Origin of the sequence: Colwellia sp. MB02u-6 (genome assembly GCF_014077095.1) — a bacterium.
Taxonomy (GTDB): Bacteria; Pseudomonadota; Gammaproteobacteria; order Enterobacterales; family Alteromonadaceae; genus Cognaticolwellia.
Genome location: NZ_JACGVG010000031.1, coordinates 95,675 through 111,430, shown reverse-complemented (window position 1 = coordinate 111,430; position 15,756 = coordinate 95,675). Strand labels below are relative to the sequence as shown.

General features: G+C 38.9%; 12 protein-coding genes, 1 tRNA gene and 1 pseudogene. 4 read left to right on the top strand and 10 right to left on the bottom strand.

What is annotated here, in order from left to right; translation table 11 throughout:
• Positions 1-362 precede the first annotated feature (362 nt).
• Positions 363-800 carry a TIGR01841 family phasin gene (phaP, locus tag H4J46_RS08125; protein ID WP_182233022.1) on the top strand — a complete coding sequence of 146 codons (438 nt, stop codon included), beginning with the start codon at positions 363-365 and terminating at the stop codon, positions 798-800.
• A 631-nt stretch (positions 801-1,431) separates the two neighbouring features.
• A pseudogene (locus H4J46_RS17200) lies at positions 1,432-1,914 on the top strand (Na+/H+ antiporter NhaC family protein); the annotation flags it as partial.
• An 894-nt stretch (positions 1,915-2,808) separates the two neighbouring features.
• On the opposite strand, the gene H4J46_RS08120 reads toward H4J46_RS17200, so the two are convergent.
• The 7 genes from H4J46_RS08120 to rlmE form a co-directional block, all read right to left on the bottom strand.
• A tRNA-Leu gene (locus H4J46_RS08120) sits at positions 2,809-2,893 on the bottom strand.
• A 138-nt stretch (positions 2,894-3,031) separates the two neighbouring features.
• The gene (gene secG / locus H4J46_RS08115) at positions 3,032-3,424 is read right to left on the bottom strand and encodes a preprotein translocase subunit SecG (protein ID WP_182233027.1); all 393 of its coding nucleotides are present in this window, start codon (positions 3,422-3,424) and stop codon (positions 3,032-3,034) included.
• Positions 3,425-3,428: 4 nt separating this feature from the next.
• A complete protein-coding gene (gene tpiA / locus H4J46_RS08110) occupies positions 3,429-4,199 on the bottom strand; it encodes a triose-phosphate isomerase (RefSeq protein WP_182233021.1) in 771 nt (256 codons plus the stop codon).
• A gap of 126 nt (positions 4,200-4,325) precedes the next feature.
• The gene (glmM, locus tag H4J46_RS08105; protein ID WP_182233020.1) at positions 4,326-5,663 is read right to left on the bottom strand and encodes a phosphoglucosamine mutase; all 1,338 of its coding nucleotides are present in this window, start codon (positions 5,661-5,663) and stop codon (positions 4,326-4,328) included.
• 67 nt (positions 5,664-5,730) lie between these two features.
• Positions 5,731-6,510 carry a dihydropteroate synthase gene (gene folP, locus H4J46_RS08100; protein ID WP_182233026.1) on the bottom strand — a complete coding sequence of 260 codons (780 nt, stop codon included), beginning with the start codon at positions 6,508-6,510 and terminating at the stop codon, positions 5,731-5,733.
• A 190-nt stretch (positions 6,511-6,700) separates the two neighbouring features.
• Positions 6,701-8,653 (bottom strand): ATP-dependent zinc metalloprotease FtsH, encoded by a 1,953-nt coding sequence (gene ftsH, locus H4J46_RS08095; RefSeq protein ID WP_404851776.1) that lies wholly within the window; start codon positions 8,651-8,653, stop codon positions 6,701-6,703.
• A gap of 77 nt (positions 8,654-8,730) precedes the next feature.
• A complete protein-coding gene (rlmE, locus tag H4J46_RS08090) occupies positions 8,731-9,360 on the bottom strand; it encodes a 23S rRNA (uridine(2552)-2'-O)-methyltransferase RlmE (RefSeq protein ID WP_182135277.1) in 630 nt (209 codons plus the stop codon).
• A 217-nt stretch (positions 9,361-9,577) separates the two neighbouring features.
• On the opposite strand from rlmE, the gene yhbY reads away from it, so the two are divergent.
• Positions 9,578-9,874, top strand: a complete 297-nt coding sequence (gene yhbY, locus H4J46_RS08085; protein ID WP_182233018.1) for a ribosome assembly RNA-binding protein YhbY — start codon at positions 9,578-9,580, stop codon at positions 9,872-9,874.
• Positions 9,875-10,104: 230 nt separating this feature from the next.
• A complete protein-coding gene (locus H4J46_RS08080) occupies positions 10,105-10,449 on the top strand; it encodes a rhodanese-like domain-containing protein (protein ID WP_182233017.1) in 345 nt (114 codons plus the stop codon).
• Positions 10,450-10,595: 146 nt separating this feature from the next.
• Here H4J46_RS08080 and greA read toward each other — a convergent pair whose 3' ends face one another.
• From greA to carA, 3 genes are all read right to left on the bottom strand, one after another.
• On the bottom strand, positions 10,596-11,072 hold the full coding sequence (gene greA / locus H4J46_RS08075; RefSeq protein ID WP_182233016.1) for a transcription elongation factor GreA: 477 nt from the start codon (positions 11,070-11,072) through the stop codon (positions 10,596-10,598).
• Between the two features lie 154 nt (positions 11,073-11,226).
• Positions 11,227-14,445: a carbamoyl-phosphate synthase large subunit gene (carB, locus tag H4J46_RS08070; protein WP_182233015.1), complete on the bottom strand. Its 3,219-nt coding sequence runs from the start codon at positions 14,443-14,445 to the stop codon at positions 11,227-11,229.
• 29 nt (positions 14,446-14,474) lie between these two features.
• A complete protein-coding gene (gene carA, locus H4J46_RS08065; RefSeq protein ID WP_182233014.1) occupies positions 14,475-15,632 on the bottom strand; it encodes a glutamine-hydrolyzing carbamoyl-phosphate synthase small subunit in 1,158 nt (385 codons plus the stop codon).
• Positions 15,633-15,756 lie beyond the last annotated feature (124 nt).

Genomic DNA, 15,756 nt, shown 5'->3' with positions numbered 1-15,756 from the left:
CTGAAGTTAAAGCGGCGCCAAAAGCTGAAGTTAAAGCGGCGCCAAATTTTGAAGTTAAGGCTACACCAAAAACTGAAGTTGAGGCTACACCAAAAGCTGAAGTTGAGGCTACACCAAAAGCTGAAGTTACCGTTATATCTAAAAAATAACGAACATTTATATTAACGCTATAAATTCAAACTGATTTAAAGATATATCCTCATATGATAACCATTATTTTTCATCAGCTTAAGCTGTAATTTACACTTTATGCTGCACAGCAGCAAAAAAATCATTGACGACCCTGTTGTGAGCACTTATACTAGTTTTGAACCAAATTGCTGCACCGCAGTATAATATAAAACTAAATAGGAACTACCATTATGTTTACACAATTAACTGAACAATTTACTACTGCAATGAAATCATTAAATAATACAGACCAGTTCACTGCAGCAATGAAGCCATTTAATACCCTTGTAGAACTTAATACTAAAACGGTTGAGCAATTAATCAATCAGCAATCAGCATTAATGACTACGATCATGAACGACAGCGCAGCTCAAACTAAAGCATTGTCAGCTCAGAAAGATTTAGCCGCAGCGATTGAGTCACAAAAAGCTTTCACTGAAGCGCTTCAAGCAAAAGTTACTGCTTCAGCTAAAGAGACTTATGATGTTGTCACTAAAACATCTGAAGAAGTGGCCAACTTAGTTAAAGATTCTATGGCGAACGCGACTAGTGCGGCTAAAGATTCTATGGCAAAAGCGACCAGTACAGCTAAAGACACTGTGGCAAAAACGACTACCGCTGCTAAATAATTTATGACTAGGAAATAAGTTAATTTGTGCTTATTGATGAAAAACCAGTATCTTGATACTGGTTTTTTTTTGTCGATAAAAAGTAAAAGATAAATAGTACCCGCTTCATTAATTAGGTGAACTATTGTATATGGAGGAAAAAATAGCTATGAAAGCTTTATTTTAATCAATAATTTTTCTAATGATTACAATAAAATAGATAACCAAGTAGATAACCAAGTAGATAGTTACATTAACCAGTATAAAAATCATAAAGTTAGCAAGCTTAATATAAACCTTAAGCAGGTTATACCAACAAGTCCTAGCGTAATTAAACCCTCATCAAACAATCACGCGCTAACAATATTACTTCATCTCATATTACTCACACACAGAAAATACCATAAAGGTCACGATGATCACACTCAACTAACTCTAGCTTGTATTCACATATCTTTGCAGAGCTACACGGAAAATTGACAACAGCGGCAAGCTTACAAAAAAATGTACTCTACCTTTCATAAGACATCCCCTAATATGACCCAATGGGTCATGACACACGAATTAAGTTCGCTAGTACTGATTTACAGACAAAAAGTCTGTAGTTAGTCAGTATGGTGGCTAAAAATATAAACCAAAAAATTAGTCTTTCAGCCAATCAGCCTCTATTGGAGCCACATTTACAACTAACCTGGTAGCCGGTGATCCCCACTTATCCATTGCTTTGCCAGCAAGAATGTACTCTCCAGTTTGCCGTCACATGGATTATTCACGTTAAATTTATCATGTAATATTGAAGAAGGCGGTACATTGATGTCTCCACTAACGCCTTGCAATGTGGGTGGCGCATTTGTAATTTCAGCCCTTAGTCTTGATATGGCTGATGGCAATATAGAAATTTTTTTCTACATATCACTTGCTTTTGCTTGCTAGACTGCTCCCCCTAATTGGAATTCTCTATGCTTTTACTAGGTTATTCTCACCTAAAGCAACTGACAAAGAGAGATAAGACTGAAAATCCCTTGGTGAAACGATAGCCGAATTTAATTCTGATGATACACCAAAAATAGAAGACGAAGTTGCAGGTACTGAGAACGAGGATGGCAATGACGAGTCAGAACAGAGAAATTTTTAGCTATAGCTTAGTTATTTAAGTTTTGGATGAATTCGTGTAAATTGATACCATATTGAAATCTATGTCGAGGTAATTTATGAGTAATGGATAGTGAACGCCGACACAAATACAGGGCCAAATTTAGGCCTACCCAAGGACGTATCTATGTTAAAGGCACAAGCTTAAACACTTAGCCTCCAATCCAGTACCCCCCTAATTAAGCCTTTTTTGCTGCCTTCATCCCATTCGCTGAACCGACACAAAAAAAACTTGATTAGCGCTTAACTCACTCGCTTTGACAAACACCTCTTCAATTACTGATTTATCTATTTTAGCAACCTCATCCAATCCATCAATAATCAAGAATTACTGTTCGCTCGTTACAATTTTACGCCTAAATAGATTTGCTCTGTACCTTTGGGTGGAATACTTTTCTGCTATATTTGTTAGAAGTCTCGCTTTACCCGCACCTGGCTCAGCTAATACAATATACAGTTAAAATGACTAGATAACTCACTCTCGGGAAGTCTAGATTTACTTCTTCACTCATTCCTCTTTGCGTACAAAGTTAGTATTACTAATAATACAAACAGATAACTAAGTCCTTTCCCATCAAAACACGCTATACAGCGATTTTTAGATACTTCCCCAAAAATTGAGGATAAGTATGCATTATTTAGTTTAAGTGTATTAATTCGATGATTTAGTGGATATTTGAAAGTCGACTAATTGAGTGGCATATCAGGTTAAAAATATAAATTTTATCGAGGATGAAGACAAATATAAGATCAATGTCAGTGAAGTATCTGCCAAGATTGATAACTCACCAAAAATAGTTAGCAACCAATTAGCACCAAACGAAAAAAGACCGATTCATGACGAATCGGCCTTTAGATGTCTATTTGTATAATTTAGTGGTGCGGTTGGGGGGACTCGAACCCCCACGACCTAAGTCACCAGCCCCTCAAGCTGGCGCGTCTACCAATTCCGCCACAACCGCGCAATACTAAATCTATACTGTCTGTTTTACTAAGTTAACTTGCTAATAATGAGGTTAATTAACAAGTTAACTTTTTGAGGTTACAATCCCTCAAGGTGCGCGTTTACCAATTCCGCTATATTCGAAAATATTTTAAAACTAGTTTGGTACGTCGCTAGTTTTTTTTACAGCAGCGTCACTACCAGGTACGTCAGCGTTTTCAGCTTTAGGCTCAACGCTATCAGTAGGTATAGCATCTGTCCCTGGAGCTACTTGCCCAGCAGGAGTTTCAATATTATTCCACTCGTCAGTTTCATTAACGCGGTTAGCGGTTAAGTTACCTAAAACTAAGCTGATGGCAAAAAATGCTATCGCTAAGTAAGTTGTCGCTTTTGTTAAGAAGTTACCAGAACCGCTTGAACCAAAAATAGTGGCTGATGAACCAGCACCAAATGATGCGCCCATATCTGCGCCCTTACCTTGTTGCATCAGCACTAAGCCAATTAAACATAACGCAACGATCAAATACACTACAATTAACACTTGATACAACATTTTATTTTCCCTTTGCTGCCGAGCAAATTATTTTAAATTCCTCGGCTTTTAAACTAGCACCGCCAATTAATCCACCATCGATATCAGCTTGTGCAAATAATTCTTCACAGTTTGTCGCGTTGACACTGCCACCATACAACAATGGCATTTTAACTGCGACGTTTTCATCAATTTTCGCAATAAATTCGCGTATAAACTGATGGGTTGTTTGCGCCATTTCTGGCGATGCTGTTTTTCCAGTACCTATTGCCCAAACAGGCTCGTACGCAACAACAACATCTACAAATTTTTCAATACCAATTTTATCAATAACCGGCTGTAATTGCGCGGCTAAAACAAGTTCGGTTTGTTCAGATACACGTTGTTCTTCACTTTCACCTACACACAAAATAGGCTTAAGGCCTGCAGCCAATGCCGCCTGAACTTTTTCTGCAACCAATGAACTTGATTCTTTATAAATGCTACGACGTTCAGAATGTCCAACAATAACGTAGCTAACACCAACTTCTTGTAACATTGACGTTGATACTTCACCTGTAAAAGCACCTTTAGCATGTTCGCTTAGGTTTTGCGCACCTAAACTAAACGTGCTTGCTAAGTTCGCCTTCGAACTTGCGAAACTAAATGCCGCTAAATATGGAAAGCTAGGACAAACGACAACTTCAACATTTTCATTTAACGAAACCTTACTTAACTCTGAAGCCATTGAGTTGACTAATGCCAAACTGCCATTCATTTTCCAGTTTGCTGCAACTATTGCACGTCTATTCATTTTTCATTCCTAAATCAAAGCGGCGAGATATTAACTAACCTGCCGGCAAGATACAAGTAATTCAAGCAATATCATGTTTAATTGCTCATTATTCACTCGACCGTTAAAATCAACTAACATTCTTGACTAAAAAGCTTGTTTTACGGCATCGGCAATTTCATGTGCTAAGCCAGTAACTTCATGATGTTCAGGGCCTTCAACCATTACACGAATTAAAGGTTCAGTACCTGATTTTCTTAATAGAACACGACCACGACCCGTTAATATCTCATTAACTTTATTCACAGCAGCAACAACATCACGATCAATTAAAGGATCGCTGTTACCTGAAAACCTTACATTGACTAAAATTTGTGGTAATTTTTTCATGCCTTGGCGTAATTCAAATAATGTTTTACCTGTGTTACACACAGCAGTTAATACATTCAATGCAGCAATAATACCATCACCTGTTGAGGTATGATTTAAGTTAATGACATGTCCTGAGTTTTCTGCGCCTAATTTCCAGCCTTTTTGCTTTAGCATTTCCATGACATAGCGGTCACCTACTTTACTGCGGGCAAATGGCACATCCAAATCAGCAAGTGCAAGCTCTAAGCCCATATTACTCATCAAAGTACCAACAACACCACCGTCAATTTTGCCATTTTTTAAGTCGTTACAAGCGATAACATAAACACTTTCATCACCATCCATCACGTAACCTGTGTGATCAACCATCATTAAGCGATCACCATCACCATCGAGTGCAATGCCTAAGTCAGCTTGGTGCTCAATAACCGCTGTACTGATCGCTGCCATCGATGTTGCTCCACATTCATGATTAATATTGGTGCCATTAGGTGAAGTACCTATTTCAATCACTTCGGCGCCTAACTCCCGAAAAACACTAGGGGCTATGTGGTATGTTGCGCCATGCGCACAATCGACCACAATCTTCATACCTTTCAATGAGTAGTGACTTGGAAAGTTACTCTTACAAAATTCGATATAGCGACCTGCCGCATCAGCAATACGTGTAACTTTGCCTAAATGCGCTGATTCAACACAGCCCATGTCTTTATCTAATTCAGCTTCAATGGCTAATTCAACGTCATCAGGTAGCTTTTGTCCGTTTTGACAAAAAAACTTAATACCATTATCGTAATATGGATTATGCGAAGCACTAATCACAATACCGGCTTCAGCACGAAAAGTTTTGGTTAAATAAGCGATAGCTGGTGTGGGCATTGGCCCTAATAGGCCTACATCGATACCTGCGGCAGAAAGGCCCGCTTCTAATGCAGATTCGAGCATGTAGCCTGAAATACGAGTATCTTTGCCAATCAAGACCTTTTTAGTGCCTTGTGCAGCCAGAACACGACCTGCGGCATAACCTAATTTCATCACAAATTTTGGGGTAATTGGGTATTGACCGACTAAGCCACGAATTCCATCGGTACCAAAATATCTTCTTTCTGACATTACTTTTCCCTTGTACTAATCGCTTTAGCATTAGTCTTTTTAATATATCACTGTTTAACGTAACCGTTTATTGCTGATTAGTTACCGCTTTTAATACTTTTAATGCATCCACCGTTTCTTTAACATCGTGAACGCGAATAATATGGGCTCCTTGCTGTGCTGCAATAATTGCAGTAGCTAAACTGCCCGCAAGACGTTGTTCAACCTCTCGATTTAATAACTTTCCAATCATAGACTTACGCGACAAACCGGCAAGTAAAGGTAAACCTAATTGATTAAATTTTGACAAATTGGCTAGTAAATAAAAGTTTTGCTCTAGGGTTTTCCCAAAGCCAAAACCAGGATCTAATATGAGCCGCTCTCGGGCGATGCCTGCGCTTAGACAAGTGTCAATACGTTGTTGAAAAAACATTATAATATCATCAATAACATGATCATAGCTTGGGTTATTTTGCATGTTTTTAGGTATGCCTTGCATATGCATTAAACAAACAGGAATATTGCTGTTTGCAATAGCGGCTAGACAGCCATCGTTTTGTAATGCACGCACGTCATTGATCATATCAGCCCCAGCGTCTATCGCAGCACTCATCACTGAGGCTTTACTGGTATCAATAGAAACTACAATATCGAATCGTTGTTTAATTGCCTTTAATACCGGAATAACCCGTACTAATTCATCGTGTTCGCTAACCGCTTTAGCACCAGGGCGTGTTGACTCGCCGCCAATATCAATAATGGTAGCGCCATCAGTAATCATCTGTTCAGCTTGCTCAAGCGCATAATCGAATTGAGTATATTTACCACCATCTGAAAATGAATCTGGCGTAACATTAAGAATGCCCATGACCTGTGGTGTTGATAAATCTACTAATGAGTTTGAACAATTAAGACGATTTAACACCACATTCTCTCTTTTGATTTTTGTTAATTAATAGTAATGAAAATGAATAATCAAACTTCACATAATATAAAGCCCCAACAGTTAATAAATCGAATGATTTAAACCATTGGGGCTCTTAATACTGTGTTGCTAATTATTTAGCAGGAGCGTCTGAAGCATCATCGGCGTTATTAGGCTCAGCTGATGGTTTTTTATCTTCATCTTTTTTTTCTGATGTTTTGCTAGAATCGGCATTATCATCTGATTTACCATCAGAATCATTGGCACCAAAATCAGCTGGTGGGCGAACTTTAGTGCGATTCATTAAATCGTCAACTTGCAATGCATCAATGGTTTCATATTCCATTAAAGCATCTTTCATCGCATGTAAAATATCTTCATTTTCTTTTAAGATAGTTGACGCACGTTCATAGTTACGGTTAATGAAGTCTTTAATTTCGTCATCGATAGCACGGGCAGTTTCATCAGACATATTTAACGACTTAGACGATGATCTACCTAAAAATACTTCACCTTCTTCTTCAGCAAATAGCATAGGACCCATTTTTTGAGAAAAGCCCCACTGCGTGACCATTTTACGCGCAAGTTGTGTCGCACGTTCGATGTCATTTGAAGCACCGGTTGATACGTTGTCAAAACCGTAAATAAGTTCTTCTGCAATACGACCACCATACAAAGATGAAATATTACTTTCTAAATGCTGCTTACTGTGACTAAAACGGTCTTGTTCCGGTAAGTACATAGTAACACCTAGGGCACGACCACGCGGCATAATACTAACTTTATACACTGGGTCGTGATCTGGCACTAAACGACCCACAATGGCGTGTCCTGCTTCATGATATGCGGTCATTTCTTTCTCTGACTCACTCATCACCATAGAACGGCGCTCAGAGCCCATCATGATTTTATCTTTTGCTTTTTCAAACTCAGCCATACCAACAACACGGCGTGCTGAACGTGCAGCAAATAAAGCCGCTTCGTTAACTAAGTTAGCTAAATCAGCACCTGAAAAGCCAGGGGTACCACGAGCAATAACTGATGCTTTTACATCATCACCTAACGGGACTTTGCGCATATGTACTTTAAGGATTTGTTCACGACCACGAATATCAGGTAAACCAACAGTCACCTGACGGTCAAAACGACCAGGGCGTAATAATGCTGGATCTAGTACATCAGGACGGTTAGTAGCAGCAATAACAATAACGCCTTCATTACCTTCAAAACCATCCATTTCAACTAGCATTTGGTTTAGTGTTTGTTCACGCTCATCATTACCACCACCCATACCTGCGCCACGTTGGCGACCTACAGCATCAATTTCATCAATGAAAATAATGCAAGGGGCTGACTTTTTCGCTTGTTCAAACATATCACGAACACGAGAAGCACCAACACCGACAAACATTTCAACAAAGTCTGAACCAGAGATAGTAAAGAAAGGTACTTTCGCTTCACCCGCAATAGCCTTAGCTAGCAAGGTTTTACCCGTACCTGGCTGTCCAACCAGTAAAACACCTGATGGAATGCGACCACCTAATTTTTGAAAGCGTGAAGGCTCTTTTAGATAATCTACTAATTCAGCAACTTCTTCTTTTGCTTCGTCACAACCCGCAACATCGGCAAAAGTAGTTTTAACTTGATCTTCACCTAATAAACGCGCTTTCGATTTGCCGAAACTCATCGCGCCTTTACCACCACCACCTTGCATCTGACGCATGAAGAAAATCCATACACCAATAAGCAATATCATAGGGAACCAAGAAACAAAAATAGTGGTTAAGAAACTAGTTTCTTCCGGTAACTCACCTGATGCATTAACACCTTGCTTCACTAAATCGTTGATTAAATCACGATCATAGCCACCAGGAATCACAGTAACGAAATTTTCGCCGCTACGTTTAATACCATTAATGACGCCGTTTCTATCAACGTCGACCTCTCTAATTTGACCTTGACGTACGTCTTGGACAAATTCTGTGTAATCCACTTGTTGTTCTTTGCCGCTTCCGGGGGTAAAACTTTGGAAGACAGACATCAATACAACTGCAATAACTAACCATAAAATAAGATTTTTTGCCATATCGCTCAACTTAATGACCTCTTGCTAATGTTCAAAATGGTGCGATGAAATAATTCCACCCGATATACTATAATTTACTACAATTTAAAGCCGGTCGCCACAAGATAAACTTCACGTGAACGAGCACGTGATGATTCAGGCTTGCGAGTTCTAACGGTTTTAAATGCGACTCGAGCATCTTTCATAAATTGCTCAAAGCCCTCTCCTTGAAACACTTTCACTACAAAAGCGCCGTCTTTCTTTAAAACTTGATTACACATATCAAGTGCTAGTTCCACTAAATACATGCTACGGGCCGCGTCTGCAGTATCATTACCAGTAAAATTTGCTGCCATATCAGACATAACAACGTCGATATTCTTACCATTAATGCGAGTTAATAAAGCATTGAGTACTGCTTCTTCGCGAAAGTCACCTTGCAGGAAATCAACACCGGCAATAGGGGCCATCGCTAAAATATCACATGCAACAACTTGCCCGTTATCACCAACCACTTTCGTGGCGTATTCAGACCAACCACCAGGAGCCGCACCTAAATCAACCACCTTCATGCCAGGCTTGATCAATTTATCTTTATTATTTATCTCTTCAATTTTAAAAATAGCACGTGAGCGTAGGCCCAATCTTTGTGCTTTTTTTACATATTCATCATCAAAGTGCTCTTTTAGCCATCGGGCACTACTGACACTGACTTTATTCTTACTCATTCAATCCACTTATATATTTTTGTTGTTGAAAGCTTGTTTGCATTTCGAGATACCGATTTGTTTTATTTGCCACTAAAATAACGACATGACTATATTAACCAAAAAAAAACCATAAAAATACGGTAAAAAGCTGACACTTCGTAAACAAAATTAGTAATACAAACTAGATGGAGGTAAAATAGCAAAAATTCAAGCTAACTTGTAATGATAATTGTTAATGAACTTAAATAAAAAACAAATCCAATATTTAAAAGGTCTGGCACATAGCCTTAAACCCGTTGTATTACTAGGTAATAACGGCCTTACCGAAGCGGTAGTTGCAGAAATTGACTACGCGTTAAACCACCATGAATTAATTAAGATTAAAATCCCTACAGAAGATCGTGAAACCAAAGCACTTATTATTGAAGCTATTTGTCGTGAAACAAATTCAACTAAAGTACAAGTGATCGGTAAAACCTTAGTTATCTTTCGCCAAACAGAAGAAAAGAAAATTCGTATACCAAAAATATAATTAATTTAAATACTTTGGTAATGTAAAAAAGGGCTTCGGCTCTTTTTTTATATCTTGGATTTTATATTTTGTTAAAACCAAACTCATCAATAAATGACTCGTTTGCTGCTAGTTAAACGAACCACCAAACTAAACATTAGAAAAAAACAAACATTAGAAAAAACTAATATACAAAATTTTATGCTTCGCATAAACTATAGTCATCACATAAGTTTATGTAAGGTTTTAAAATGATTTTATCTGTACCTGAATTAGTTGCACAAGCTAAAAACTCTGTTGATTGTGTTACCGCCACACAAGCATTTACTCACAAAAATGCCACATTTATTGATGTCAGAGAGCCGGCTGAGACGGCTGCCTCGCCAGTAACAAATTCAATAACTATTCCACGTGGTGTATTAGAGATGAATATTACTCAATATTGTGCTGACGCAGATATGGAGATTTATCTCCATTGCGCTTCTGGTGGTCGTGCCGCACTGGCTGCTGAGCAATTGCAACGTATTGGCTATACTAATGTTAAAGCGATTAGTTGCGATCATAACAATGTTTGTCTAGCACAAAAAAACCAGTAACATATAATAAATTAATGTCACTGGTTTTAATCGCCTTAACCCCACTTATCAACTCTTAAGTGGCTTTGTTTTTCATTTAACCATTTAACAGACTTTTCATTTAATATAGATAACTCATGTCAAATAAGGTTAAATGACAATAGATACTAAAGGTGGTCTACCGAAATAATTTCATATTCAACCACGCCACCAGGGGTGGTAATTTCAATTTCACTATCAACTACTTTGCCAATTAAACCGCGAGCAATTGGCGAGTTTAATGAGATACGTCCGGTTTTAAAGTCTGCTTCATCATCACCCACTATTTTGTAAGTCACTTCAACGTCAGTATCAAGATTAAGCAGTTTCACTGTTGTGCCAAAAATAACTTTGCCGGTATTAGGGATTTTTGTTACGTCAATGACTTGTGCGTTACATAACCTGCCTTCAATATCTTGAATGCGACCTTCACAGAAACCTTGTTCTTCTTTCGCCGCGTGGTACTCTGCATTTTCTTTTAAGTCACCATGCTCACGAGCAGTAGCAATATCTTTGACTATACGTGGACGTCTTTCTGTTTTTAAAATTCTTAATTCTTCTTTTAACTGTTCAGCACCAAGAAGTGTCATTGGGTATTTTATCATTTCACTCTTCTTTTTCTAACAAGAAAGGCGGCTTACCCTAACTACTATGAGTAGGTTAACCACCTTTAGAAAATAATTCGCTTAAATAAAGTTTGAAATGAATTTGCTCTATTATTATGTTTTCACACAACGAGTAAATTCATTTTTTAGGCTTTTATTTGCAGCGTTTATGTAACTCTTGTATTGAAGTTACAGTATTGCGATCATCTGCAGCATGCGATTGGCAAACGGCAAATGCAGCGTTCAAGGTTGTAGTATATGCGACTTTGTAACGTAAAGCACCACCACGCAAGACTTTAGAATCTTCAATCGCTTTACGACCTTCTGTGGTGTTAATAATGTAGTTATATTCACCATTTTTGATTCTATCAAGAATATGCGGTCGACCTTCTTGTACTTTATTCACCAAGCGACATGGAATATTAGCTTCACCTAATATCACTGCAGTGCCATGAGTAGCATCTACGTCGTATCCTAAAGCAACCAATTGTTTTGCTAATTCGACCACACGAACTTTATCACTGTTACGAACAGAAATTAACGCGCGACCGGATTTAGGTACTGAAACACCAGCACCTAAACAAGCTTTTGCGTACGCTTCTTCAAAGGTATTGCCAACACCCATCACTTCGCCCGTAGAGCGCATTTCAGGTCCTACTAAAGGATCACTACCATGAAATTTGTTAAACGGAATAACAACTTCTTTTACAGAGAAGTATGGAGGAATAATTTCTTTAATGATCCCTTGCTCTTTCAATGTTCTGCCCGCCATAACACGCGCACCAACTTTCGCAAGAGGCACTGCTGTCGCTTTTGAAACGAATGGAATGGTACGAGCAGCACGAGGATTTACTTCGATGATGTAAACTTCGTTATCCTTTACAGCCATTTGCGTATTCATTAAACCAATAACACCAAGTTCAAAAGCTAAGTCAGTAACTTGCTGACGCATAACATCTTGTACTTCTTGACTTAAACTATATGCAGGTAATGAACATGCAGAATCACCTGAGTGAACACCTGCTTGCTCAATATGTTGCATAATGCCACCAATGACCACATCGGTACCATCACAAACTAGGTCAATATCAACTTCAATCGCATCATCAAGGAAGTGGTCAAGCAATACTGGCGAGTCATTTGAAACGCTAACAGCCTCAGTCATGTATCGACGTAAATCATCTAAATCATAAACAATTTCCATTGCACGACCACCTAATACATAAGATGGACGAACAACGAGCGGGAAACCTATCGCTTCCGCTTTAGCCATAGCTTCTTCTAGTGACGTTACCGTAGCATTGTCAGGTTGTAACAAACCTAAACGGTCTACCGCTTGTTGAAAACGCTCTCTATCTTCTGCTCTATCGATTGCATCAGGAGATGTACCGATAATAGGCACGCCAGCCGCTTCTAAAGCACGGGCTAATTTAAGGGGTGTCTGACCACCATATTGCACGATGACACCTTTAGGTTTCTCAATGCGTACAATTTCTAAAACATCTTCAAAAGTGATAGATTCAAAATATAAACGGTCTGATGTATCGTAATCCGTTGAAACAGTTTCAGGGTTACAATTCACCATAATAGTTTCATAACCATCTTCACGTAATGCTAATGCGGCATGAACACAACAGTAATCAAATTCAATACCTTGGCCAATACGGTTTGGACCGCCGCCTAAGATCATAATTGATTCTTTATCTGTCGGGTTTGCTTCACATTCTTCATCATAGGTTGAATACATATAAGCGGTGTCTGAACTAAACTCTGCCGCACAAGTATCAACACGTTTGTATACTGGAAAAATATTAGCTTTATGGCGCTTCTTGCGCACTTCAGCTTCTGCAATGCCAATTAAATCAGCAAGACGAGAATCAGCAAAACCTTTACGTTTTAATTTACGTAAATAATCGGCTGTTAATACTTTTAAACCGCCTTCAGCGACTTTTACTTCTTCTAAAACGATATCTTCAATTTGAATTAGGAACCAACGGTCAATCATAGTTAAGCGGTAAATGTCGTCAACCGTTAAGCCTAAACGAAACGCATCAGCAATATACCAAATACGATCAGCGCCGGCTTCTTGAAGCTCATGCATAATTTTAGTTTTAGCGCCGGGTTGAGTTACATCAACCATAGAGTCAAAACCATTCACGCCAACTTCTAGACCGCGCAACGCTTTTTGAAGTGATTCTTGCTGATTACGACCAATTGACATAACTTCGCCAACTGATTTCATTTGAGTGGTTAATCTGTCTTCACAACCCGCAAATTTTTCAAAGTTAAAACGTGGGATCTTAGTCACAACATAATCGATAGTCGGTTCAAATGACGCTGGTGTTGCGCCGCCAGTAATATCGTTAGTTAACTCGTCAAGCGTATAACCGACAGCTAATTTTGCAGCAATCTTGGCAATGGGAAAACCCGTTGCTTTTGAAGCAAGTGCTGATGAACGAGAAACACGAGGATTCATCTCAATAATGACCATGCGGCCAGTCTCAGGACAAATACCAAATTGTACATTTGAACCACCGGTTTCAACGCCAATTTCACGTAATACCGCAATCGATGCATTACGCATAATTTGGTATTCTTTATCGGTTAGCGTTTGCGCAGGAGCAACCGTAATAGAATCACCGGTGTGAATACCCATAGGGTCAAAGTTTTCAATCGAACAAATAATGATACAGTTATCATTTTTGTCGCGAACCACTTCCATTTCATATTCTTTCCAACCAATTAATGATTCATCAATCAGTAATTCTGATGTTGGAGAAAGGTCTAAGCCACGCGTACATATTTCAGTGAACTCTTCGATATTATAAGCAATACCACCACCCGTGCCACCCATTGTAAATGAAGGACGAATAATACAAGGGAAACCTAAAATTTTACTGGCGGCGTGTGCTTCTTCAATCGTGTGTACAATTTCAGCATTTGGCGTGTCTAAACCAATGGCTTTCATTGCTTTGTCAAAACGAGAGCGATCTTCTGCTTTATCAATCGCATCAGCTGTTGCGCCAATCATTTCAACGTTAAATTCTTTTAATACGCCTTTTGCTTCAAGCTCTAAAGCACAGTTCAAAGCGGTTTGACCACCCATGGTCGGTAACACCGCACAAGGACGTTCTTTTTCAATAATTTTGCGAACAACTTCCCAATGAATAGGTTCGATGTAAGTTGCATCGGCCATTTCTGGGTCAGTCATAATGGTTGCAGGATTTGAGTTAACTAAAATAACTCGGTAACCTTCTTCACGAAGTGCTTTACAGGCTTGTGCACCTGAATAATCAAATTCACATGCTTGACCAATTACAATTGGACCCGCGCCCAAGATCAAGATACTTTTTAGGTCAGTACGTTTTGGCATTTTATATTCTCTCTTCTCTTGTCTAGGGTCTACGCTTTTTTAGCAGCAACGATTAAATCGATAAAATGATCGAACAATGGTGCGGCATCTGCAGGGCCAGGGCTAGCTTCAGGATGACCTTGAAAACTAAATGCAGCTTTATCTGTACGATGAATACCTTGAATTGAACCATCAAATAATGAGGTATGGGTTACTTTCAAGTTTTCAGGCAAGCTATTTTCATCAACAGCAAAACCATGATTTTGCGCTGTGATCATAACAATATTTCGTGCAAAGTCTTTAACCGGGTGATTCCCACCATGATGACCAAACTTCATTTTAACTGTTTTAGCATCGCTGGCTAACGCCAGTAATTGATGGCCTAAACAAATACCAAACACTGGAATATCTGTTGTTAAGAATTTTTTGATTGCTGTAATAGCATAGTCACAGGGCTCTGGGTCACCAGGACCATTTGATAAGAAAATACCATCGGGCTTCATGGCTAATACTTCTTCAGCAGAAGTTTGCGCTGGTACTACTGTTAATTTACAGCCGCGGTCTACTAACATACGTAAAATATTACGTTTAGCACCGAAATCGTAAGCAACGACATGAAATGGCAATTTTTCAGGCTTATCTTGAAAAGAAGTGTGGCCCTTGCCTAGTTCCCAACTCCCTTCATGCCATTGGTAAGCTGTTGTAGTAGAAACAACTTTGGCTAAGTCCATACCTTTGAGGCCAGGAAAGCTTTGTGCTTGTGCTAGCGCCTTTGCTTCTTCTGCGCTGGCATCAACTAAGTCGCCCGCGATTATGCAACCGTTTTGTGCACCTTTCTGACGTAGAATACGCGTTAGTTTACGGGTATCTATATCGGCAATACCTAAAATATTTTTTGCTTTTAGGTAATCACCTAAACTTTGTTCACTGCGAAAATTACTCGCTAACAGAGGTAAGTCACGAATTACTAAACCTTTTGCCCAAATTGTGTCAGACTCTTCATCTTCGCTATTGGTACCTGTGTTACCTATATGTGGATAGGTAAGGGTAACAATTTGCTCTGCATACGAGGGATCTGTCAGAATTTCTTGGTAGCCTGTCATTGAAGTATTGAATACTACTTCACCTACAGCAGCCCCTTCTGCACCGATAGCGGTGCCCTTAAATACAGTGCCGTCTTCAAGCACTAAAATGGCAGATTTAGTCAATGTAACCTCCGTTAAGAAGAAAGAAAATTAATGGTAAAATAACTAAGAATTTAACCATTAACGATAAAAAGCGATACGCAAAAAAAATGTCAAAAATAGAAACCAGTTCGTCATGAACAGTAAA